The following is a 22,823-nucleotide window of genomic DNA, read 5'->3' on the forward strand; positions in this document are numbered from 1 at the left end:
GACCCGGACCTCGGAATTGGAAATGACCCCATGAGAATCTCCTTCTGCTGCTCCAACACCAAGCCCGAACCCTGGCTGGCGGGCTTTCGCGAGGCCTTGCCGGGCGTCGAGATCGCCGCCTGGCAACCGGGCGCGCCGCCGGCCGAGCACGCCGTGGTGTGGGCGCCGCCGCAGCAGTTCTTCGACGAGCAGGCGGGCGTCAAGGGCATCTTCAACATCGGCGCCGGCGTCGACGCGCTGCTCAAGCTGCGGCTGCCCGAGGGCGCGCTGCTGGTGCGGATCGAGGACGGCGGGATGGCGGTGCAGATGGCGGAATTCGTCAGCCATGCGGTGATCCGGCACTTCCGCGAGTTCGATGCCTACGACCGCGAGCAGCAGCAGGCGCACTGGGGCTTTCGCAAGCCGAACCGGCGCGTGGATTTTCCGGTCGGCATCCTGGGCCTGGGCGTGCTGGGCCGGCGGGTGGCGCAGTCGCTGCTGCATTTCGAATTCCCGGTGCGCGGCTGGAGCCGCTCGCCGCACCAGATCGCCGGCGTGGAATGCTTCGCCGGCGCGCAGCAGTTCGACGCCTTCCTGCGCGGCACCAGGATCCTGGTCTGCCTGCTGCCGCTGACGCCCGAGACGGCCGGCATCATGAACCGTGACGCCCTGTCGAAACTGATGCCCGGCGGCTACGTGATCAACGTGGCGCGCGGCGCGCACCTGGTCGACGACGACCTGATCGCGCTGCTGGACGGCGGCCAGCTGGCCGGCGCGGCGCTGGACGTGTTCCGCCACGAGCCGCTGGCGCCGGAGCATCCGTTCTGGCGCCATCCGAAGATCACCGTCACGCCGCACACCTCGGCCCGCACGCTGCGCGAGGAAACGATCGCGCAGATCGCGGGCAAGATCCGCGCCTTCGAGCGCGGAGAGCCTGTCGCCGGCGTGGTCGACCCGCAGCGCGGATACTGAGGTCCATCATGAAACTTCCATCCAGGGTCAGGCTGGTCGACGTCGGCCCCCGCGACGGCCTGCAGAACGAAAAGCAGCCGGTGCCGGCCGCCGTCAAGATCGCTCTGGTGCAGCGCCTGCAGGACGCGGGGCTGAAGGACATCGAGGTCACCAGCTTCGTCTCGCCCAAGTGGGTGCCGCAGATGGCCGACGCCGCCGAGGTGATGGCCGGCATCCGGCGCCAGCCGGGCGTGCGCTACTCGGTGCTGACGCCCAACATGAAGGGCTTCGAGGCGGCCCTGCCGTTCAAGCCCGACGAAGTGGTGGTGTTCGGCGCCGCCAGCGAAGCCTTCAGCCAGCGCAACATCAACTGCTCGATCGCCGAGAGCATCGAACGCTTCGCGCCGGTGGTGGCGGCCGCGCGCGGGCACGGCATCCATGTGCGCGGCGTGATCTCGTGCACGGTGGGCTGCCCGTACGAGGGCGAGATCGCGCCGGAGCGGGTGGAGATGGTGGCGCGGCTGATGAAGGGCATCGGCGTGCAGCATTGCGGCGTGGCGGACACCATCGGCGTGGGCACGCCGCTGAAGGTGCAGCGGGCGCTGGAGGCGGCCCTGCAGCATTTCGGCATCGACGACGTCTCCGGCCATTTCCACGACACCTACGGCATGGCGCTGGCCAACACGCTCGCGGCGCTGGAGATGGGCGTGTGGCAATACGACACCTCGTCGGCCGGGCTGGGCGGCTGCCCCTATGCCAAGGGCGCGACCGGCAACGTGGCCACCGAGGACGTGGTCTACATGCTGCAGGGCATGGGCATCGAGACCGGCATCGACTTCGACAAGCTGGTGGACGCCGGTGCCTACATCAGCGAGTTCCTGCAGCGCAAGCCCAACTCGCGGGCGGCGACGGCGATCCTGGCCAGGCGCGCCGGCTAGGCCCGGCCGGGCGCTACGGCGCCGCCGGCGCCAGCCACTTGCGCAGCTGCGTCCACAGCGCCTTCGCATCGACCGGCTTGGAGATGAAATCGTTCATGCCCGCGTCCAGGCAGCGCTGCCGGTCCTGCGGGGTGGCATTGGCCGTCAGGGCCACGATCGGCAGCAGCCGGTGCGCCGGGTTGGCACGGATGGCGGCGGTGGTGGCCAGGCCGTCCATCACCGGCATCTGCAGGTCCATCAGCACCAGGTCGTAGCTGTCCTCGGCCAGCCGGTCCAGCGCGACCTGCCCGTTGTCGGCCACCTCGACGACGCAGCCGCGGTGCTCCAGCAGCCGGGTGGCCACCATCTGGTTGAGGTCGTTGTCTTCCACCAGCAGGATGCGGGCGCCCGCCAGCACGTCGACGCCATCGGGCGCGGCCGGTGCCGTCGGCTGGGGCGCCGGGGCAGCAACCGCGCCCTCGCACAGGTCAAGCGCCAGCCAGAAGGTGCTGCCGACCCCGGCCTCGCTCTGCACGCCGACCTCGCCACCCATCAGCCCGGCCAGCTTGCGGCAGATCGCCAGCCCCAGGCCGGTGCCGCCGAAGTTGCGGGTGATCGAGCTGTCGGCCTGCTCGAAGGTCTGGAACAGCCGCCCGATCTGCTCGGCGCTCAGGCCGATGCCCGTGTCCTGGACGGAGAACTGCAGCCGGACGCCGCCGGCCGTGCGCGCCAGCAGCCGCACCGACACCGCGACCGTGCCGCTCTCGGTGAACTTGACTGCGTTGCCGGCGAAGTTGATCAGGATCTGCCCCAGCCGCAGCGCGTCCCCCACCAGCCGGGGCGGGATGCCCGCGCCGACCTCGAAGGTCAGCGCCAGCCCCCTGGCACGGCTGGCCTCGCCGAGCTGGCTGGCCACGTCGTCGAACAGGCCCTGCAGCGTGAAGTCGCCCAGCACCAGCTCGAGCCGCCCGGCCTCGACCTTCGAGAAGTCCAGGATGTCGTCGATGATCCGCATCAGGTGGCGGCCCGAGCCCAGCACCCGCACCAGGTACTCGTGCTGCGCCGCGGTCGGCTCGCCTTGCAGCAGCAGCTCGGACAGGCCGATGATGGCGTTCATCGGCGTGCGGATCTCGTGGCTCATGTTGGCCAGGAAATCGCTCTTGGCCCGGGTGGCCGCCTCGGCGACTTCCTTGGCCGCCGCCAGTTCGGCGGTGCGCTCGCGCACCGCCTGTTCGAGCCGGCCGGTTTCGGTGGCCGCCTGGCGCGCCAGCGTCCACTTCGAGGTCAGCGTGCGGGCCAGCTGGCTGACCTCGATCATGTCGAACGGCTTCTTGATCACCAGCAGGCGGTCCTGCACGTCCAGCCGCGCCAGCACCTCGTCCCACGAATGGTCCGAGTAGGCCGTGCAGATCACCACCTGCAGCTGCGGGTCGGCCCGCCACAGGTGCTCGATGGTCTCGACGCCGTCCCAGCCCGGGGGCATGCGCATGTCGACGAAGGCCAACGCGTACGGCTGGCCGGCCGCCACGGCGGCCTGCGCCAGCGCCACGCCCTCCTGGCCCTGGTAGGCCGAATCCATCAGGTAGCTTTCGCGCGTGACCGCCGGGGCCTGGCCGAACAGCGCCGCCTCCGCCTCGTCCATCAGGTCCACCTCCGGCCGGATCCCCAGGATCTTGCGGAAGTCCTCATGGATGGCCGGCATGTCGTCCACCAGCAGCACCCGGCGGTTGGCAGTCATCGTCATGGCTTTGCCGCGCCTGCCGGCGTTCCGGCGTGGTCCTGCTGCATGGCGACGATGTCCTTGATGTGTTCGATGTTGGCCACCAGCGACTCCAGTTCGCGCGCCGTGGCCTGCTGTTCGTGCTGCAGGTGCGCCGACAGCTGCTGGAGGTATTCGGGCAGCCGGCGGCCGCGCGGGTCGCCGGTGAGGAACCCCGCCAGGTCGGACCCGTGCTCGCGCAGCAGGTCCGCCACCTTGGCCAGGTTGGCCGCGCGCGAACCGCGCACGGTCTCCACCACCAGGCTGGCCGACACGTTGACGCTGTTGAGCGCATTGCCGACGTTGTGCAGCACGTTGATGGCGACTTCCGCCTTGCCGGCCCGGTGCGACGCCGCCACCAGCTGCCGGTGCGTCGCCGCCAGTTCGGCCTGGGCGCGGTTGCGCTCGGTGACGTCGCGCTGGATCGCCAGGTAGTGCGTGACGTTGCCGGCCGGCCCGCGCAAGGGGGCGATCTGCCACTCCATCGCGAACGCGCTGCCATCCTTGCGGTAGTTGATGGCCTCGCCGTCGAACAGCTCCCCGCGCCCCAGCTGCTCCCGCAGCCGCGCCAGCACGCCCCGGTCGGTGAGCGGCCCCTGCAGCACGCGCGGGGTGAGGCCGATCACTTCGTCGCTGGTGTAGGAGGTCATGCGGGTGAAGGCGGGATTGACGAAGACGATGCGCGGCCCGGGGGCGTCGAGGTCGGCCTCGGTGATCATCACCGATTCGCCGGCCTGCTCCACCGCCGACCCGAGCAGCCGCAGCGATTCCTGCGCCATCTTCATGTCGTGGATGTCGGTGCAGGTCCCGAACCACTTGAGCACCTGGCCGGCGGCGTCGCGCTGCGGCACGCCGCGTGTCAGCCACCAGCGGTAGGTGCCGTCGGCGCGGCGCAGGCGGCATTCCAGCGCGTAGGTTCCCTCCGTGGCCGTCGCGTGCTGCCAGGCGTCCCAGGAACGCTGCCGGTCGTCCGGATGAAAGGGCGTGGTCCAGTCGTCCAGGCTCTGCTCCAGCGACAGGCCGGTGTAATCCATCCACTTCTGGTTGAAATACAGCACCGAGCCGTCGGCGCGCGTGATCCAGACGATCTGCGGCATGGATTCGGCCAGGGTGCGGAACTCCGCTTCGCTGGCGCGCAGGGCGGTCTCGGCCTGCCGGCGCCGGGAGGCGTCGAACGCCGTGCCGCGCACCGCGACGATGGCGCCGGCCGCGTCCCGCACCGGCTCGCCCCGCAGCACCAGCCAGCGCCTGGACCCGTCCGGGCGCACGGCCTCCACCTCGATCGCGAATTCGATGCCTTCCTGCGCCGCACCGTGCAGCGCTGCGTCCAGGGTCGGGGCAGCGGCCGCGTCCAGCAGGCAGGACATCCGCGTGGGCGACGGCACGCCGCCGTCGGGGTCCAGTCCGAAGATCCGGTAGGTCTGTTGCGACCAGCGGGTCGCGCCGCTGGCGAGGTCCAGGTTCCAGCTGCCCAGCCCGACGAGGCGTTGCGTCTGCCGCAGGTCGGCCTCCCGTTCCCGCAGCGCCGCTTCCGCGCGCTTGCGCTCGGAGATGTCCTGCACGTGGGAGATGAAATAGTCCGGCCGGCCGTCCTGGTCGCGGACCAGCGACACGTTCAGCATCACCTCGACCAGATGCCCCCGGGCGTGGATGTAGCGCTTTTCCATCTGGAAGGCGCCGATCTCGCCGCTCATGATGCGGCGCATGTTGTCCATGTCCGGCCCGAGGTCGGCCGGATGGGTGATGTCCTTGAAGGTGCGGGCCATCAGCTGGACCTCGGTAAAGCCCACCATCTCGCACAGCGTCCGGTTGACCCGCAGCCAGCGGCCGTCGGGCGACAGCAGCGCAACGCCGATCGGCGCGTGCTCGAACGCGCCGGCGAAGCGCTCCTCCATCAGCGCTGCGGACCGGTCTTGGGTCGCAAGGGTGCCGGATTCGATGGTCATGATGCAGCGATGCCCTGCGCAAGCCGCGCGCCGCCGAGGGCGCCCGCGCGCGCCGCGGGCCGCGGGAAACGGCCCCGGGCCGAGGCAAAATGCCTGCCATGCGTCCCACTTCCGAGGCTTTCCATGGGCAGTGCTGAACCCGTTTCCCTGCCCGAGGGCGTGCAGCGCGTGGCGCGGCTGCTGCAGCAGCAGGGCCATCCGCATGCACCCCGCATGCTCGACGACGCGGCGCGGACCGCGCAGCAGGCGGCCGACGCCCTGGGAGTCGCCATCGGCCAGATCGCCAAGAGCATCATCTTCCGGCGCAAGGCCGACGACGCGGCCGTGCTGGTGGTCACTTCCGGCGACCGGCGGGTCGACGAGAAGAAGGTCGAGGCGCTGGTCGGCCTGGGCGGCCGGCTCGGGCGGGCCGATGCGGAGTTCGTCAAGGCGTGCACCGGCTACTCCATCGGCGGCGTGCCGCCCGTTGCGCACACCCGCCCGCCGGTGACGCTGATCGACCGCGAGCTGTTCCGCTTCGGGGAGATCTGGGCTGCCGCCGGCCATCCGCACGGCGTGTTCCGGTTGCGGCCGCAGGACCTGGAGCGGCTGACCGGCGCGCCGGTGGCCGACCTGGTGCAGGACCCGGCCGCCGCATGACGGCCGCCGACCAGATCGCGCAGCGGGCGCGCGAAGCGCTCCGGCTCGGCGAGTCCGAACCGCTGCCGTCGCCCTGTGTCTCGGTGTGCCGCATGGATCCCGCCAGCGGGCTGTGCGAAGGCTGCCTGCGCACGCTCGACGAGATCGCGGCGTGGGGCATGCTGGACCGGCGCAGCAAGCTGGCCGTGTGGGCGTTGATCGAACGGAGGACCGGCCAGTGAAGCAGATCACCTTCCATCTCGATTTCATCTCGCCCTACGCGTACCTCGCCTTCGAGCAGCTGCCCCGCACGCTGCAAGGGTTGAGCTACAGCGTCGACTACAAGCCGCTGCTGTTCGCCGCGCTCCTCAAGCACCACGGCCAGCTCGGGCCGGCCGAGATCCGGCCCAAGCGCGACTGGACCTACCGCCAGGTGCTGTGGCTGGCGCACGCCCACGGCATCGAGCTGCAGCTGCCGGCGGCCCACCCGTTCAACCCGCTGCCGCTGTTGCGCCTCGCGCTGGCCTGCGGCGCCGACGGAAAGATCAACCGCTACGTCGCCGAAACCGTGTTCCGCCACGTCTGGCGCGGCGGCGCCGACGCTGGCGATGCCGCCCGGCTGGCGGCGCTGGCGCAGGCCCTGGCTCCCGCGCGCGACCCGGCGGGCGACGCCGTCAAGGCCGAACTGCGGGCCAACGCCGACGAAGCGATCGCGCTCGGCCTGTTCGGCGTGCCGGCGCTGGTGGTCGACGGCAGGCTGTTCTGGGGTTTCGACGCGCTGCCGATGCTGCGTGCCTACCTCGATGGCGCGCCATGGTTCGCGGCGGGCGACTGGGAGCGCGCCGGCCAGGTCGCGACGGGTGCGGTGCGCCCTCACTGAATGGCCCCCAGCGGCCGCGCCGGCGACAGGGTGAAATAGACGGTCGTGCCGCCGCCCGTGCACGAATCGGCCCAGACCCGGCCGCCGTGCCGGCCGATGATGCGGTTGACCGCCACCAGCCCGGCGCCGGTGCCGGCCAGCGTGCTGTCGCCATGCAGCCGCTGGAAGCTGTGGAACAGCTTGTCGGCGGAATCGATGTCGAAGCCGCTGCCGTTGTCGCGCAGGTAAAACACCGTTTCGCCGGCGTCGCCGTCCTGGCGGCCGAACTCGATCCGCGCCGACGGTTGCGCGGCGCTGAACCTCCAGGCGTTGTGCAGCAGGCGCCGCAGCGCTCCCTGCGCCAGGTTGCGGTCGGCTTCGGCCCACAGGCCCTCCTGGACCTCGAGCGTCACCTGCCGCTGGGGCTCGGCCTTGCGCAATTCGTCCACCAGTTCGCCGCACAGGGAGCCCAGTTCCACCCGCTCGGGCCGCAGCCGTGCGCGCGCGACCTGGTTCAGGAACAGCAGTTCCTCGATCAGCCGCTCGCCCACCGCCGCGTTGGCCTGGATCCGGTGCAGGTAGTGCAGCGGCTTGCCGGCCAGTTCGCCGTCCAGGCTGCGCGCCAGCAGCTGGCTGAACGAGTGCATCGCGGTCAGCGGCGCGCGCAGGTCGTGCGACATCGATTGCGAGAACGCTTCCAGTTCGGCATGCGACTGCCGCAGCGCGGCCTCGCTGGCGCGCAGGCGCTCCAGCGCCTGGGTCAGGCTGTCGATCTGCGATGCCGCCTGCCGGGTCGCGTCCCATTTGGCGCTGAGGGTGCGGGCCAGCTGGCTGACCTCGATCACGTCGAACGGCTTCCTGACGATCAGCAGCCGGTCGCGCACGTCCAGGCGGACCATCACCTCCTCCCACGGATGGTCGGAATAGGCGGTGCAGATGACGATCTGGATCTGCGGATCGATCCGCCAGATCTCCTCGATCGTCTCCACCCCGTCCCAGCCGGGCGGCATGCGCATGTCGACGAAGGCCAGCGCGTAGGGCCTTCCCGCGGCCAGCGCCGCCTGCACCATCTCCGCGCCCTGGCAGCCCTGGAAGGCGGAGTCGAGCTCGAAGCCGGCGTCGGGCGGCAGCACCGGCGGGCAGCCGAGCGCCGCCTCGATTTCGTCCAGGCGCTGCTGCACCGGTTGCGGGGCGAGGATCTTGCGGAAGTTGTCGTGGATCGACGCCGTGTCGTCGATCAGCAGGATGCGCCGGTTGCCAGCCGGGGTCATGGCGGGCTCCCGGCGGGATCGAACGGCAGGTCCAGCGTGAACGTGGCGCCCAGCCCGGGACCGTCGCTGGCGGCGGTCAGGGTGCCCTTCATCTGCGCGGCGGCCAGGGCGCAGCTGTGCAGGCCGAAGCCGTGGCCGCGCTCCCGGGTGGTGAAGCCGTGCGAGAAGATGCGCATCAGGTTGCCCGCCGGGATGCCTTCGCCGTTGTCCTGCACCGACACGCACAAGCGGCCGCCGGGCAGTGCGATCCGCACGGTGAGCCGGCGCGATGATTGCGGCAGCGCCAGCAGTGCATCGCGGGCATTGCCGATCAGGTTCACCAGGACCTGCAGCACGCGGCCGCGGTCCAGGCAAGCATCGGGGACCGGCTCGAACTCGCGCACCACGACCACCTCGTCTTGCGACAGGGCCTCGCTGTTGATCCGCAGGGCGTCTTCCACCAGGTCGCCGATGGCGGCGGTCTCCAGCATCGGCGGCCGCCCCGCGTGGGTCTGCTGCATCGACACCACCTCGCGGATGTGATCGATGCTGCGGGTGAGGTTGTCCAGTTCCTGCAGCATGCCCTGGCGCTCGCGCACCAGCGCCTGGCTGACCGCCCCCAGGTACTCGGGCAGCAGCCGGCCCCTTTCGTCCAGCGCCAGGAAGCGGTCCAGCTGGGCGGCGTTGTCGTTGATCAGGTCCACCGCGCGCGCCAGCCCCTGCGCCCGCGACTGGTGCAGCGTGTTGCGCAGCAGGTCGGCCGAGACGGTGACGCTGTTGAGGATGTTGCCGACGTTGTGCAGCACGTTGGTGGCGATTTCCGCCATGCCGGCCTGGCGCGAGGCCTCGCGCAGGTCGCGCTGGGCCGCGTCCAGTGCCGCCTGGGCGCGCCGCTGTTCGGTGATGTCGGTGACGATGCCGGTATTGCGGATCAGGCGGTCCTGGGCGTCGCGGACCTGGAAGCCGCGCACCCGGATCCAGCGCAGCTCGCCGTCCGGGCGGGTGATGCGGTATTCCGTGTCCAGGCTGCGCCGCTCGCCGGCCAGGCCCGCGAACAGCTTCGCCACCCGCTCGCGGTCCTCCGGCACGATGTAGCCGGTCCACTTCTCCGGGCTGCCGTAGTGGTGGTCCATCGGCAGGCCCCAGATCCGCTCGAAACCGGGGCTGACGTAGTGCACGTCGCGCATGTCCGGCGAGCGGATCCAGAACACGTCCGTGATGTTGTCGGCCAGGTGGCGGAACTTGGAATCGCTGTCGCGCAGCGCGTTCTCGACCAGCTTGCGTTCCGTGGTGTCGCGCACCAGCGCCAGGATTTCGCCTGCCGGCAGCTGCACCAGCCGCGCCTCGTGGTGGGTCGTGTGGCCCGGCCCGCCGCCCGGGAATTCGACCGCCACGGCCGTGCCCTCGCAGGCCAGCTGCTGCAGCGCACCGGCGAAGGGGTCAGGGCCGACGCTGAGCCCGAGCTCGTGGATCCGGCGGCCGACCAGGGCGCTGCGCTGCGTCGCCAGCGCAGCGGCCGCCGCGTCGTTGGCATCCAGCACCAGGCCTTGCGCATCGAGGCGGAAGGCCGGATCCGGCAGCGAGTGGAACACGGTGTCGACCGCGACTTGCTGCAGCAGGATCGAGGGCAGGCTGGACATCACCTTGTTGTTGTTTTCCGCCGGACAGGAAGGACGCGGCGCGGGCCAGTTTACCTGTCCGCCTGCGGCTCTCGCCTCGGTCCGTGATGGGTCCTTCATGCCGTCTCGATGCCGCCAAGGGGCAGTTCCAGCGTGAAGGTGGCGCCCAGGCCGGCGCCGCTGCTTTCCACTGTCAGGGTGCCGCCCATCTGGCGGGCCGCCAGGGCGCAGCTGTGCAGGCCGAAGCCGTGGCCGCCCTTGCGGGTGGTGAAGCCGTGGCCGAAGATCCGCGCGAGGTTCTCCGGCAGGATGCCCTCGCCCTCGTCCTTGACCCGGATCCGCAGGATGCCGTCGGGCGCCTGCACCTGCAAGGTCAGGCGGGCGGCGGGACCGGCGGCGTGCATCGCATGCCGGGCATTGCTGATCAGGTTGACCAGGATCTGCATGATGCGGGTGCGGTCCAGCAGCGCTTCCGGCACCGGCTCGAATTCACGCACGACCGTGACCTGACTGGCCAGCGCCTCGCCGTTGATGCGCAGCGCGTCTTCCACCAGGTCGCAGATGCGGGCCGGCTGGTACAGGCTGGAGGTGCCGGCGTAGGACTGCTGGGTCGCCACGACTTCCTTGATGTGGTCGACGCTGCGCGCCAGGTGGCCCAGCTCCGAGATCACGTCCGCGCGCTCGGCATCCAGCGTCTTGGCCAGCGCCGACAGGTAGCCTGGCAGCAGCTTGCCCCGTTCGTCGGACGTGAAGTAGCTGGCCAGGTCGATGCCGGGCTGCTGGATCAGCATCGCCGCATTCGACAGCCCCTGGGCCCGGGAATTGCGCACCTTGCTTCGGATCAGGTCCGCCGACACGTTGACGCTGTTGAGGATGTTGCCCACGTTGTGCAGCACGTTGGAGGCGATTTCCGCCATGCCGGCCCGGCGCGCCGTCTCCAGCAGTTCGGCCTGGGTGTCGCGCAGCTCGCTGGTGCGCTGCTGCACCCGCTGCTCCAGCTCCTGGTAAAGGAGCGCGTTCTCCAGCGAGACCGCGAGCTGGCCGGCAATCAGCAGCACCGCGTCCAGGCCGTCGGCGGAGAACGCTCCGCGGCTCAGGCGGTTCTCCAGCAGCAGCATGGCGCGCAGCGCCCCCTGGTTCAGGATCGGGACCAGCAGCAGCGAGCAGCGTTCCAGCGCGGCGAAGTAGGGGTCGCGGCCGAAGCGCTCGTCGCGGGTGGCGTCTTCCACCAGCAGCGGCTCCAGCGTCCGTTCGGCGTAGCGGAAGGCCGACAGCGGCAGCAGTCCGCGGGTGGCGGCCAGTTCGATCGGCAGGGCCGGGTCCTGGCCGTCCGATCCGGCCGAGAGCGACCATTGCTTGTCCTGCGCGCTCCATTGCGCCAGCTGCACCGAGGTGGCGCCGGTCATCGACACCAGCAGTTCGGCCACCCGGGCCTTCAGCCGCTCCGGGTTGGTCTCGGAACTCAGCGCCTGCAGGGCCCGCAGCAGCGCCAGCGTGTCGATGCTGTAGTCCGCTGCCCGCTGGTGCGCCGCTGCGGCCGCCCGCCGCGGCGGCTTGCCTGCCGCGCGCAGGGAAGGGTGGGTGCGTTCCAGCTGGCGCACCTTCGCCACCGCGCCCCACTCGGCATAGCGCTGGCGGGCCTGGGCCAGGAAGCGCTCGGCCGAATAGGGCATGCCGTGCGCGGTCAGGAACAGCGCGCACCGTTCGGCAATCAATGCCTTGTGCCATGGCCGCACTTGCGGATCGGCCTGTGCCTGCGCGGCGTCGAAGGCCGCCGCCCCGGCCTCGAAGTCACCCAGGGCCCAGGCCCGCTCGGCATCGACCCAGCACACCAGGTGCTGGAAATTGCCCGGCATTTCGGCCGCGCGGTTCGCCAGCCAGCCGCGGCAGGCGTCGAGCTCGGCCAGGCCCGCCGCCTGCTCCGGCGGCTGCAGTCCGTGCAGGCGCTGCGCCAGGGCCAGCGCCTGCAGCATGTGCATGCTCGTCGTCAGGTAGGTGCCGCCGATGGCGTCCTTCAGCGACACTGCAGCCGCCGCGTGCCTGGTCAACGCCGCAGCGTCGCCGCCGATGGCGGCCGCGAGTGCGCGCGGCACATGGAAGTTGACCGCAGCCACCGGGTTGCCCGCCACGCTGGCGAGGTGGGCCGCTTCGTCGAAGCCCGGGTCGTCGAAGGAGCCGAGCGCCACCGTCTCGCCGTGCAGCATGCGGGAGAACTGCCGACAGGACAGGTAGCACAGCTCGGCGTGGGCGTTGCCGGTGCGGGCGCACAGCGCCAGCGCCTCCTCGGCTGCCGCGCCGAACTGTTCCACCGTGGGAGCGCAATCCATCAGCGCGTAGAGCGATGCATAGTGCGTGTAGCAGGCGTTCTGCAGGTCGCCGCCCTTGACCAGGCCGTCGTGCGCCCGCTGCGCCTCGGCGACGCAGAGCTCGAGCGGCTCGCACCAGGGCGCCGAGCCCAGCGCGAACAGGAACCGCGATTGCGACGCTTCCGGCTCGTAGCCGCGCGCTTCGCTGACGCGCAGGATGCGCCGGCCGATCATGTGGGCGGTCCGGTGGTCCTGGAAGGCGGCGACGCAGACGAACGGGGTGTGGCTCAGCGCGCCCACCAGTTCGGCCGCCGGCCCGTGCACGACCCACAGCCGCTCGCTCGCCAGCACCAGGCCGATCAGCACCATCGGGTCGCAGAAGAAGCTGGGCGGCATCATCCGGTTGATCACGCGTCCGGCCGCCAGTGCGCGCGGGTCGGTGGCCTCGGCGTGCCGCAGGTCCGACGCCTCGGCGTCGGCGTCGAGCCACCGGCCGAACAGCGCGGGGCCTCGCTGCAGCTGGACGGCCACGTCGGCGGGTGCCAGCAGCGGCAGACCGAGCCGGGCCAGCATCGCCTGGCCCAGCGCGACGGCCTGGTCGGGCTTGCCGTGGTTGGTCAGGCTGGAGATCTGGACGCAGGCGGCAGCGACCAGCAGCAGCGGATCGGCGCACAGGGCCTCGATCGTCGGATACAGCGATTCGGCTTCGTCCAGGCGTCCCTGGTTGTAGAGGGCGACCTGGCGCTCGATGTGCAGCGGCAGCAGCGAGTCCTGCGCGCCCGCGCTGGCCAGCAGCTTCAGCGCGCCCGCCAGGAAGCGTTCGGCGGTGGCCGGGTTGAACGCCTGCATCGGGTGGGCGTTGCGCCGCAGCAGGTGCGCGGCCTGGATCCGTTCCTGCGGATCGGTGACCAGTGCCAGTGCCTGCAGATACTGGTGCGCCGCGACGCCGCCGTGGGCGGGGCCCGCGGCCAGCCGCCGCGCCAGCGCCAGGTGCAGCTGCTGGCGCTGCAGCGGCTCCAGCCGGTCCAGGCATGCCTGCTGGAGCCGGTCGTGGCGGAACCGGACCAGCCGCTGGCCCTCGCGCTGCACCACCAGCAGGCCCTGCTCCATGGCCGGACGCAGGCCCCGTTCCAGCGCCGCCCGCGGCAGCGCGCAGGCGGTCTCGAGCAGATCCAGTTCGACTTCCCCGCCCAGGCAGGCCATCACCTGCACCAGGTCGAGCGCGTCGGCCGGGAGCGCAGCGATGCGGTCTGCCAGCAGGCTGTCGACACTGCCCTGGCCGATGTGACCGCGGATGGCGCGGGCGTCCCAGGACCAGCCCTCGGGGCCGAGCTCCAGTGTGCCGTCGCGGCGCAATCCGTCGAGCAGCTGCACGGTGGCGAAGGGGTTGCCGTCGGTCTGGGCCGAGATCGCCAGCCCCAGCCGCAGCGCCTCCGGCCGCGGCAGCCGCAGCATCTCGGCCAGCAGGTCGGCCAGGTCGCTGGGGGGAAGGTTGCTCAGGGCCAGCGTGAGCGGCGGCACGTCCAGCAGCGACCAGCGCGCCAGCATGGCGCTGAGCGGATGCAGCGCGTCCACCTCGCCCGGGCGGTAGGTGCACACCAGCAGGATGCCGCGCAGCGAACTGTCGGTGAGGACCGCATTGATGACGCCGATCGGCAGCGGCGCCGCCCACTGCACGTCGTCCGCCACGATCACCATCGGCCGTTCCGGCGACGCGACCACCCGCAGCAGGTCGAGGGTGACCTCGACCAGCCGGTCCCTGGCCGTCATCGGATCGATGCCCTCCTCGGGGGCCGGCGCTCCGAACAGCACGGCCAACTCGGGAACGGAGGAGACCAGGCTGCAGCCGACGGCTCCCAGCGCGTCGATGATCCGGTTGCGGATCGCGAGCAGTTCGTCCTCGGGCTCGGCCAGCAGCATGCGGCCCAGCGCGCGCAGGGCCTGGAAGATGCCGTCCGACGCCAGGTCCTGGCGCTGGGCGTCGAACTTGCCGTAGAGGAACCAGCCGCGCCGCGCGGCGACCATCGGCCGCAGCTCGTTGGTCAGCGTGGACTTGCCGACGCCGGGAGCGCCGTGGACGAGGACGCCGCGCGAGCCGCCCAGCAACGAGTCCTCGAAGGCGCGCTTGAGCGCCTGGATTTCCGCCTGCCGGCCGATCAGCCGCGACGGCGGCGGCAGGCGCGCGGCGAAGTCGCAGTCGCCCAGCCGGAAGGCGGAACGATCGCCGGCCTCGAGCCGGCCACGCAGCCGGGCCAGGTCGTGCACCAGGCCGTTGGCGCTCTGGTAGCGCTGGTCCGGTTCCTTGGCCAGCAGGCGCAGGATCAGGTCGGACAGGCCTTGCGGCACCTGCGGATCGCGTTCGATCGGTGCCACCGGTTGCGTGACCAACTGGCTGTGGATCAATTCCAGCGGGTCCTTGGCCTCGAACGGCGGCCGTCCGGTGGCCAGTTCATAGAGGGTCGCTCCGAGCGCGTACAGGTCGGCGCGCTGGTCCACCGCGCGGCCGGTGCGGCCGGTCTGCTCGGGCGCGAGGTAGGCCAGCGCGCCGGCGATCTCGCGCAGCGGCGCGAAGCCGGGATGCTGGTCGGCCGACATCGCGAGTCCGAAATCGACCAGGGTCGGGCGGCGGTCCGGCCCTTCCAGCGCGATGGTGGCCGGGCTGATCTGTCCGTGCACGACGCCTGCGCCGTGCACGGCAGCAAGCAGGACCGCCAACTGCTGCGCCAGCTGCAGCAGTCCGGCGAGGTCGAAGGCCTCGGTTTGCAGGAAGGCCGCCAGCGGGACGGCATCGTGGTCTTCCAGCGCCAGCACGTTGTTGGGATGCGGCCCCGAAGCCTGCCGCGGAACGCCCTCGATACCGGCCAGCTGCTGCAGGATCTGCCGTTCATGGCGCAGCCGTTCCGGCCCGTCGTTGCCCAGCGGCTCCTTGTAGATGATGGCCGGCCCGGTCCCGCTGGAGGCGAGGCTGAACACGCGGCCGGTCGCGCACTCGGACAGGAGCACCGGGATCGCGAGGGTCATGCGACTGGCACCACGCCGATCGGCAGTTCCAGCGTGAAGACTGCGCCCTTGCCCGGGCCGTCGCTGTCGGCGGTGAGCGTCCCGCCCATCTGGCGCGCTGCCAGCGCGCTGCTGTGCAGGCCGAAGCCGTGGCCGGACTTGCGGGTGGTGAACCCATGCGCAAAGATCCGGGTCAGGTTGTGTTGCTCGATGCCTTCGCCCTCGTCGCGCACGATGATCCGCAGCCGGGACGATCCCGCCATTTCGACGCGCAGCGTCAGGCGGGCATTCTCGCCGCGGCCGGCCATGGCCTGCTTGGCGTTGCTGATCAGGTTGACCAGGATCTGCAGCACCCGGCCGCGCTCCAGCGGCACCAGCGGCACCGGCTGGTACTCGCGGATCACGGTCACCTGGTGGCGGGTCAGCGAACTGCCCTGCATCCGCAGCGCGTCCTCGGCCAGGTCCGAGGCCAGCACCGGCTCGACCACGCCGGCGCCCGCGGCATGCGACTGCTGGGTGGTGACGATTTCCTTGATGTGGTCGATGCTCTTGGTCAGCCGCTCCAGCTCCTCGACGACGCCCGCCTGCTCCTGCACCAGGGCCCGGCCCACCGCGTTGAGGTAGTCGGGCAGCATCCTGCCCTTGGCGTCATGGGTCAGGAAGTCGCCGAGGTCGCCGGCGCGCTCGTCCATCAGCTGCAGGGCGCGCGACAGGCTGGGGACCCGCGACTTGCGCACCGCGCTGCCGATCAGCCCGGCGGAGACATTGACGCTGTTGAGGACGTTGCCCACGTTGTGCAGCACGTTGGTCGCCATTTCGGCGCGGCCCGACTGGTGCGCAATGGCCAGCAGTTCGCTCTGCGTCTCGCGCAGCTTGGCCGTGATCTCCTCGTTGTGCTCCAGCGCCGCCTCGGCGACGCGCTTGGCCTCGGCCAGTTCCTCGACGATCCGGCTGCGCGCCTCCAGCAGCGCATTGCGTTCGTTCTGGACCACGAGTTCGCGCTCGGCGCGCTGGCGCTCGTCCTGCTCCGAGGCCAGGACCCGCCGCGCTTCGTTCAGGCGCTCGGTGCGGGCCGCCACGTCGCGCTGGACCCGCCCCAGCAGGACATGGAACAACAGGATCAGGCTGCCCCCGATGGCGGCGTCGACCAAGACGATGGTGGCGACCACCCGCGAGCGCAACTGGGCGGCGGCGGTGATGTCGCGCATCACCACCAGCTCGCCGACCCGCTGGCCCCGCAGGTTGGGAAACGGCATCGCGATGATCTGCGCCGCCCGGCCGTCCCACTTGATCTCGAAGTTGCGCTCCTGGTGGCTGCCGGCCGGCTCGGCCAGGTAGGCACGCAGCGGGGCCGGAATCACGGACGTGGTGCGGCTCAGGACGATCACGCCCGGAAACTCGTCCCAGGCCAGGGGGTCGGGCTTGTGCTGCTGCACGGCCTGCCATTTGCTGCCGTCGAAGTTGGTCTTGTCGAGGGCGACAAACACGTCGGCCTTTAGCGCCTTCCTGAGGCCTTCGACCAGGTGCTCGAACTCGACGCCCATCTCCAGGTAGCCCAGGAGCTCGCCTTTGACCATCCAGGGGTAGACCAGCCGCAGCGTGAAGCTGCCCAGCGGCCCCTGTTCGTTGCCCCAGAACGGCTTGCCGGTCCGCTGCGCCTCCTGCAGCACGAAGCGGTTGATCTTGTCGCCGTCGTCTCCCGGTGCATGCACCCGCAGCAGGGCGGTCCGGTCCGGGAGGATGTAGTAGAAATGGGAGATGTCGTTGCGGGCCCGGATCCCGTCCAGGAGCGGCAGCGACAGCTCCAGCAGCGCCTTGCGGTCGCGCTTGCGCATCGCCGCCTGGAAGCGCGGATCGCCCATGACCGGCTCCATCACCGAGCGCATCACCTGGAGCCGCAGCGCGGTGCGCTCCGCCAGGATCACCTGGACCGCCGCCGCGGTGTCCTTGATGTCGGCCGCGTTGCGCTTGCCCTGTGCCGTGACCAGCATGACCACGAAAGACGCGATCAGCGCCAGCAGCCCCAATCCCAGCGGCACCAGGATGCGCATCCGAATCCCGGAGGCGATCGAGCGGGGATCGGCTGCCGGCTCCGCAGCGGCCCCGACGAAATCAGGCATGCGGTCCACTTGTCAGGCCGCCCCTGCCGGGGCCGACAAGCGCGCCGACAGTCGCGCCGGGATCCACTTCAGCAGGACCTCCCACATCGCCGTCAGCTCCAGCGGCTTGGCGATGAAGTCGCTGATGCCGGCGTCCAGGCAGCGCTGGCGATCCAGGGGCAGGACGCTGCCGGTCATGGCGACGACCGGCAGCCGGTCGTGGTCGGCCCGCCCGTGGATGAGCCGGGTGGTGGCGATGGCGTCCACGCATGTCGTCTGGACGTCGATCAGCACGATCTCGTACGCGTGGTGCTCCAGCTGCTCGAGGGCGGCGTGCCCGTCTTCCACCACGTCCACCGTCAGTCCGGCCTTCTGCAGGAAGGCGCGGGTGATGATCTGGTTGATCTCGTCGTCATCCACCAGCAGCACCCGGCCGCCGTGCAGGCGCGACCGCATGTCGGGCAAGGGCGCGCCGGGCAGGGTCCCGGGCCTGGGCAATCCCAGGCGTGCCGTGAACCAGAAGCTGCTGCCGTGGCCGACCTTGCTTTCCACCCCCACCTCGCCGCCCATCAAGTGGGCCAGCTTGCTCGAGATCGCCAGGCCCAGGCCGGTGCCGCCGAAGCGGCGGGGGGTGGAGGCGTCGGCCTGCCCGAAGCGCTCGAACAGCAGGCGCTGCTGTTCCTCGGAGATACCGGGCCCGGTGTCGGTCACGCTGAGCCGCAGCACAACCTCGGCTTCGCTGCGCGAATGCACCGACACCTCGATGCCCACCCGGCCGCGGTCGGTGAACTTGATCGCGTTGCCGATGAAATTGAGCAGCACCTGGGCCAGGCGGAGCGGGTCGCCGAGCAGTTCCGGCGGCACGTCGCGCTCGACCGCGACCTCCAGTTCCAGCCCCTTTTCGACGCACCGCTGCGACAGGTTTCCAGTGACGCGGTCCAGCACAGAGTCCAGGGTGAATGCGATGCTCTCCAGGTGCAGCTTGCCCGATTCCACCTTGGAGAAATCCAGGATGTCGTTCAGGACGGCCAGCAAGTGGTCGCCGGAGCCTTGCACCTTGGTCACGTAGTTGCGCTGCAGCCCGGTCAGGTCGGTCTGCAAAAGCAGGTGCGACAGTCCGATGATCCCGTTCATGGGCGTGCGGATCTCGTGGCTCATGTCGGTCAGGAACTCGTCCTTGGCCCGGGTGGCGCGCTCCGCGGCATCCCTGGCGCAGACCAGCTCCTGCGTGCGCTGCTGCACGGTTTCCTCCAGCTGCTGCAGGTTCTCGTCGGCCTGCCGCGCCAGCGACCATTTGGCGGTGAGCGTGTGCGCGAGCTGCGACACCTCGATCATGTCGAATGGCTTCTTGACGATCAGCAGGCGATCCCGCACGTCGAGGCGACGCAGCACTTCTTCCCAGGGATGGTCGGAGTAGGCGGTGCAGATGACGACCTGCAGCTGGGGATCGGCCTGCCAGAGGTTCTCGATCGTTTCCACGCCGTCCCAGCCCGGCGGCATGCGCATGTCGACGAAGGCGACCGCATAGGGCCGGCCTTCGTTGACGGCGGCGTCCACCTTGACCAGCCCCTCGCGGCCCTGGTAGGCGGAGTCGACGTGGAAGCCTTCTTCGACGGCGGCGGGGGCTTCGCCGAACAGTTCATTTTCCAGGTCGGCCAGCTCGGACGAGGCGCCGGGTCCCGAGAGCGTCTTGCGGAAGTCCTGGTGCATGGACGGCATGTCGTCGACGATCAGGATGCGGCGGTTATTGATGAGCATAGGTCTTACTCGTCGAGCGGATGTCGTCGGTCAGCGGGATCCGGGTCCGGCTGTCGTGGGCGTGGTGCATGAGGGGTACTACACATGAGCGGTGCGGGCTGCGCGACAGTTCAGCGAAGAGCGATGTAACAAAACGCATCCAACAGGGTTCATGAGACCTCATTCCAATCGCTGTGTACATAGTCATTGGCCTGCTCAAGAGTGGGCAATTTGCTTAGGGTCCGACCCGTAGTCCGGGGGCGTCGGGTCGACCGGCAACTCCAGCGTGAAGGTGGCTCCCTTGCCGGGCCCCTCGCTGGCCGCCGTCAGGGTCCCGCCCATCGCCCGTGCCGCCAGGGCGCTGCTGTGCAGGCCGAAGCCATGGCCCGTGCTGCGGGTGGTGAAGCCGTGCGCGAAGATGCGGGTCAGGTTCTCCGCCGAAATGCCCTCGCCTTGGTCGCAGACCGCGATCCGCAGCCGGTCGGTCCCGCTCAGTTCCACCCGCAGCGTGAGCCGGGGCACCGCCGCCGGCATCGCCGCCATGGCCTGCCTGGCATTGCTGATCAGGTTGACCAGGATCTGCAGCACCTGGCCGCGGTCCATCGGGATCGGAGGCACCGGCGTGAACTCCCGGATCACGGTCACCCGATGGCGTGTCAGCGACGGGGCCTGCATCCTCAGCGCGTCCTCCGCCAGCTCGGTGGCCAGGACGAGCTCGATCACGCCGGCGCCGGTGGCGTGGGATTGCTGCACGGTGACGATGTCCTTGATGTGGTCGATGCTCTTGGCCAGGCGTGCCAGTTCCTCGAACTGGCACTGCTGCTCCGTCACCAGGGCCTTGGTCACCGCAGCGATGTAGCCGGGCAGCATCCTGCCCTTCTCGTCCCGGCTCAGGAAGTCGCCCAGGTCGGTGGAGTGATCGTCGATCAGGCGGACGGCCCGTGTCAGTCCGGGCAGGCGCGAGCGCCGCAGCGCCGCGCCCATCAGGCCGGCGGACACGTTGACGCTGTTGAGGACGTTGCCCACGTTGTGCAGCACGTTGGTGGCGATCTCGGCCCGGCCGGCCTGGCGCGCCGTTGCCAGCAGCTCGCTCTGCATGGCCCGCAGCTGGCCCGTGACCTCCTGGTTGCTGCGCAGCGCGGCTTCTGCCTTCTGGTTGGCGGCAGCGAGTTCTTCCACCATCCGGCTGCGCGTTTCCAGCAGTTCGTTTCGTTCCTGCTGGACGCCCAGTTCCTGCTCGGCCCGCTGGCGCTCCTGCTGCTCCAGCACCAGCACCCGCTGCGCGTCGTTCAGGCGCGCCGTGCGCGTCGCCACGCCGCGCTGGACCCGGCCCAGCAGCACGTAGAAGAACAGCATCAGCCCGCTGCCGGCCGCCCCGACGACGGCGATGATGGCGACCACCGTCTTGGTGCGCCCGGCCGCCGCCGCGGTCATGTCCTCCATCACCACCATCACACCCAGGCGCTGCCCAAGGCGGTTCATGAACGGCACGCCGATGGTCTGCACCACCCGGCCGTCCGCCGCGAACTCGAAGTTGTCTTCGCGCTCGCGCCCGGCGGGTTGCGACAGGTAGGCCTGGACCGAGGGCGGGATGGCCTTGAGCGTGCGATTGAGCACCACCACCTGGGGAAACTCGTCCCAGGGAATCGGCTCCTCCTTCCTGGCCTGGCGCTGCTGCCACTGGCCGGCGTCCAGGTAGGACTTGTCGATGGCGACGAAGACATCCGCGTCCAGCGCGGTCTTGATCCCTTCCATCAGCTGCTCGAAATCGATGCCGAGCTGGAGGTAGCCGATCAGCTTCTCGTCGACGCGCCAGGGGTAGACCACCTGCAGCGTGAAGTCGCCCTGTGGCCCCAGCTCGCTGCCCCAGAACGGCTTGTCGTACTGCGATTCCTCCAGCAGGAAGCGACTGAACTTGTCGCCGTGGTCGCCGGGCGCCTCGACCCGCAGCAGCACGGTCTTGTCGGGGAGGATGTAGTCGAAGCGCGAGATGCTGTTCTTGGTCCAGATCCCGTCCCTGATGGGCATGGACAGGTCGAGCAGGGCCTGGCGGTCGCGGTTGCGGAACGCGGCCTCGATGTTGGGGTCCCGCATGATCAGCTCGATGACCGTGCGCATCGTCTGCACCTCGTGCGAGGTCCGCTCCTGCAGCATCACGTCGGCCGCCGCCGCGGAACGGGCGATGTCCATTTCATTTCGCTTCATGCGCGCGAGGACCAGCACGGCGACGAAACTGGACACCAGCAGGACCAGGGCCAGGGCGAGCGGAACCAGCACCTGCATGCGCAGGCCAGCGGCAACCCAGCGCGCGTCGATCACTGGCGCCGACGGGTCGGTCGCGGGGGAATTCGGCATGTGCTGGCGCGGGTCAGGCGATGAACGAGGCCGCGACAAGGGGCGGGACCGGCATCAGGTCTGCGCCTGGGCTTGCCTGGGCGCCACGGCGGGCGCGGGCTCGTGGGTCGGCAGGGAGAAGTAGAAGGTGCTGCCTTCGCCCGCGACCGAATCGGCCCAGACCCGGCCGCCGTGGCGGGCCATGATGCGGCTCACCGTCACCAGGCCGACCCCGGTGCCCGGGAAGTCGTGGTGGGCGTGCAGGCGATGGAAGTTGTGAAACAGCTGGTCGGCATCCGCCATGTCGAAGCCGCAGCCGTTGTCGCGGACGAAAAAGGTGCTTTGCTCGCAGGTTTCCAGCGCCATGCCGATCTCGATCAGCGTCGCCTCGCGGCGGGAGCTGAATTTCCAGGCGTTCTCCACCAGGTTGCGGATCGCGATGCGCATCAGCCTGGCGTCGCCGTGCACCCGCAATCCGGGTTGAACCGTCACGACCGCCTTGCGGTCCGGCGACGCGTCCTGCAGATCCAGGGTCAGCTGCCGCACCATCGGGGCGATATCGAGCGGCTCCAGCTGCAACTCGGCGCGTGCGATATGGGTCAGGGTCAGCAGCCCGTCCACCAGCTTCTGTCCGAGCATGGTGCCGGCGCGGATGCGATCGAGGTAATGCAGCGCGTTGCCGCTGCAATCGCCCAGTTCCGACTGCAGCAGGCCTGCGAACGAGCCGATGGTCGCGAGCGGCGACTGGAGATCGTGCGAGACCGAATTCGCGAACCCTTCCAGCTCCTGGCTCTTGTAGCGCAATGCGCTTTCGGACGCGCGCAGGTGCTCGACCAGCACCTCCAGTTCCTTCTTCTGTTCGTCGGCCCGGCGGGCAAGCGACCACTTGGCCGTCAGGGCGCGCGCCAGCTGGCTGACCTCGATGATGTCGAAGGGTTTCTTGACGATCAGCAGCCGGTCCTGGACGTCCAGCCGCTCCAGCACCTCCTCCCAGGGATGATCGGAATAGGCGGTGCAGATCACCACCTGCAGCCTGGGGTCTGCCTCCCAGAGCCGTTGCACCGTCTCCAGGCCGTCCCAGCCCGGGGGCATCCGCATGTCGACGAAGGCCATGGCGAACGGCATTCCCGCCTCGGCTGCCTCCTTGACGAAGGCCAGGCCTTCCCGGCCCTGGTAGGCGGACACCAGTTCGAATTCTGACGCGGGTCGCGGCGGGATGTCGAACAGGGCCATGTCGGTGGGCCCGAAGTCCGGCCCGGCGCACTGTGTCCCCAGGATCTTGCGGAAATCCTCGTGGATCGATCGGGTGTCGTCGATCAGCAGGATCCGGTTGTTTGAATCGCGGGTCATGACGGGCCTTGGGGACTGCACGGGGTGGCGGAGCGGACTTTCGTAACAATGAAGTTACGTGAAGTAACAAAAAGCATCTATAACACCGATCAGACACCA

General features: G+C 70.1%; 14 protein-coding genes. 5 read left to right on the forward strand and 9 right to left on the reverse strand.

Annotated features, from left to right (window positions below; translation table 11 throughout):
• The first annotated feature begins 30 nt into the window (after nt 1-30).
• Nucleotides 31-951, forward strand: a complete 921-nt coding sequence (locus tag ACFPOE_RS22450) for a 2-hydroxyacid dehydrogenase (protein WP_376852573.1) — start codon at nt 31-33, stop codon at nt 949-951.
• A gap of 8 nt (nt 952-959) precedes the next feature.
• Nucleotides 960-1,868, forward strand: a complete 909-nt coding sequence (locus ACFPOE_RS22455) for a hydroxymethylglutaryl-CoA lyase (protein ID WP_376852574.1) — start codon at nt 960-962, stop codon at nt 1,866-1,868.
• A gap of 13 nt (nt 1,869-1,881) precedes the next feature.
• Here the strand turns inward: ACFPOE_RS22455 and ACFPOE_RS22460 are convergent, their stop codons facing one another.
• Together ACFPOE_RS22460 and ACFPOE_RS22465 are read right to left on the reverse strand one after the other, a co-directional pair.
• Complete coding sequence (locus tag ACFPOE_RS22460; protein ID WP_376852575.1) at nt 1,882-3,591, reverse strand: response regulator; 1,710 nt, start codon at nt 3,589-3,591, stop codon at nt 1,882-1,884.
• On the reverse strand, nt 3,588-5,552 hold the full coding sequence (locus ACFPOE_RS22465) for a PAS domain S-box protein (protein WP_376852576.1): 1,965 nt from the start codon (nt 5,550-5,552) through the stop codon (nt 3,588-3,590). The genes ACFPOE_RS22460 and ACFPOE_RS22465 overlap by 4 nt, the downstream gene beginning before the upstream one ends.
• Nucleotides 5,553-5,675: 123 nt before the next feature.
• On the opposite strand from ACFPOE_RS22465, the gene ACFPOE_RS22470 reads away from it, so the two are divergent.
• The 3 genes from ACFPOE_RS22470 to ACFPOE_RS22480 are packed head-to-tail and all read left to right on the forward strand — an operon-like array spanning nt 5,676 to nt 7,050.
• A complete protein-coding gene (locus tag ACFPOE_RS22470) occupies nt 5,676-6,191 on the forward strand; it encodes a YbaK/EbsC family protein (RefSeq protein ID WP_376852577.1) in 516 nt (171 codons plus the stop codon).
• On the forward strand, nt 6,188-6,412 hold the full coding sequence (locus ACFPOE_RS22475; protein WP_376852578.1) for a DUF1289 domain-containing protein: 225 nt from the start codon (nt 6,188-6,190) through the stop codon (nt 6,410-6,412). The genes ACFPOE_RS22470 and ACFPOE_RS22475 overlap by 4 nt, the downstream gene beginning before the upstream one ends.
• Nucleotides 6,409-7,050 (forward strand): DsbA family protein, encoded by a 642-nt coding sequence (locus ACFPOE_RS22480; RefSeq protein ID WP_376852579.1) that lies wholly within the window; start codon nt 6,409-6,411, stop codon nt 7,048-7,050. Before ACFPOE_RS22475 ends, ACFPOE_RS22480 begins: the two co-directional genes overlap by 4 nt.
• Here the strand turns inward: ACFPOE_RS22480 and ACFPOE_RS22485 are convergent.
• From ACFPOE_RS22485 to ACFPOE_RS22515, 7 genes are all read right to left on the reverse strand, one after another.
• Complete coding sequence (locus ACFPOE_RS22485; RefSeq protein WP_376852580.1) at nt 7,044-8,300, reverse strand: ATP-binding protein; 1,257 nt, start codon at nt 8,298-8,300, stop codon at nt 7,044-7,046. The two genes, ACFPOE_RS22480 and ACFPOE_RS22485, sit on opposite strands and share 7 nt — an antisense overlap.
• Nucleotides 8,297-9,919: a PAS domain-containing protein gene (locus ACFPOE_RS22490; RefSeq protein ID WP_376852581.1), complete on the reverse strand. Its 1,623-nt coding sequence runs from the start codon at nt 9,917-9,919 to the stop codon at nt 8,297-8,299. Before ACFPOE_RS22490 ends, ACFPOE_RS22485 begins: the two co-directional genes overlap by 4 nt.
• A gap of 95 nt (nt 9,920-10,014) precedes the next feature.
• The gene (locus ACFPOE_RS22495; RefSeq protein ID WP_376852582.1) at nt 10,015-15,225 is read right to left on the reverse strand and encodes a trifunctional serine/threonine-protein kinase/ATP-binding protein/sensor histidine kinase; all 5,211 of its coding nucleotides are present in this window, start codon (nt 15,223-15,225) and stop codon (nt 10,015-10,017) included.
• On the reverse strand, nt 15,222-17,324 hold the full coding sequence (locus ACFPOE_RS22500) for an ATP-binding protein (protein ID WP_376852583.1): 2,103 nt from the start codon (nt 17,322-17,324) through the stop codon (nt 15,222-15,224). Before ACFPOE_RS22500 ends, ACFPOE_RS22495 begins: the two co-directional genes overlap by 4 nt.
• 12 nt (nt 17,325-17,336) lie before the next feature.
• On the reverse strand, nt 17,337-19,061 hold the full coding sequence (locus tag ACFPOE_RS22505) for a response regulator (protein ID WP_376852584.1): 1,725 nt from the start codon (nt 19,059-19,061) through the stop codon (nt 17,337-17,339).
• Nucleotides 19,062-19,256: 195 nt separating this feature from the next.
• Nucleotides 19,257-21,395, reverse strand: coding sequence for an ATP-binding protein (locus ACFPOE_RS22510; protein ID WP_376852585.1), 2,139 nt, complete (start codon nt 21,393-21,395; stop codon nt 19,257-19,259).
• A 54-nt stretch (nt 21,396-21,449) separates the two neighbouring features.
• Nucleotides 21,450-22,724: a sensor histidine kinase gene (locus ACFPOE_RS22515; protein WP_376852586.1), complete on the reverse strand. Its 1,275-nt coding sequence runs from the start codon at nt 22,722-22,724 to the stop codon at nt 21,450-21,452.
• Nucleotides 22,725-22,823: the final 99 nt, after the last annotated feature.

Source organism: Caenimonas terrae (assembly GCF_042655405.1).
GTDB classification, from domain to species: domain Bacteria; phylum Pseudomonadota; class Gammaproteobacteria; order Burkholderiales; family Burkholderiaceae_C; genus Ramlibacter; species Ramlibacter terrae_A.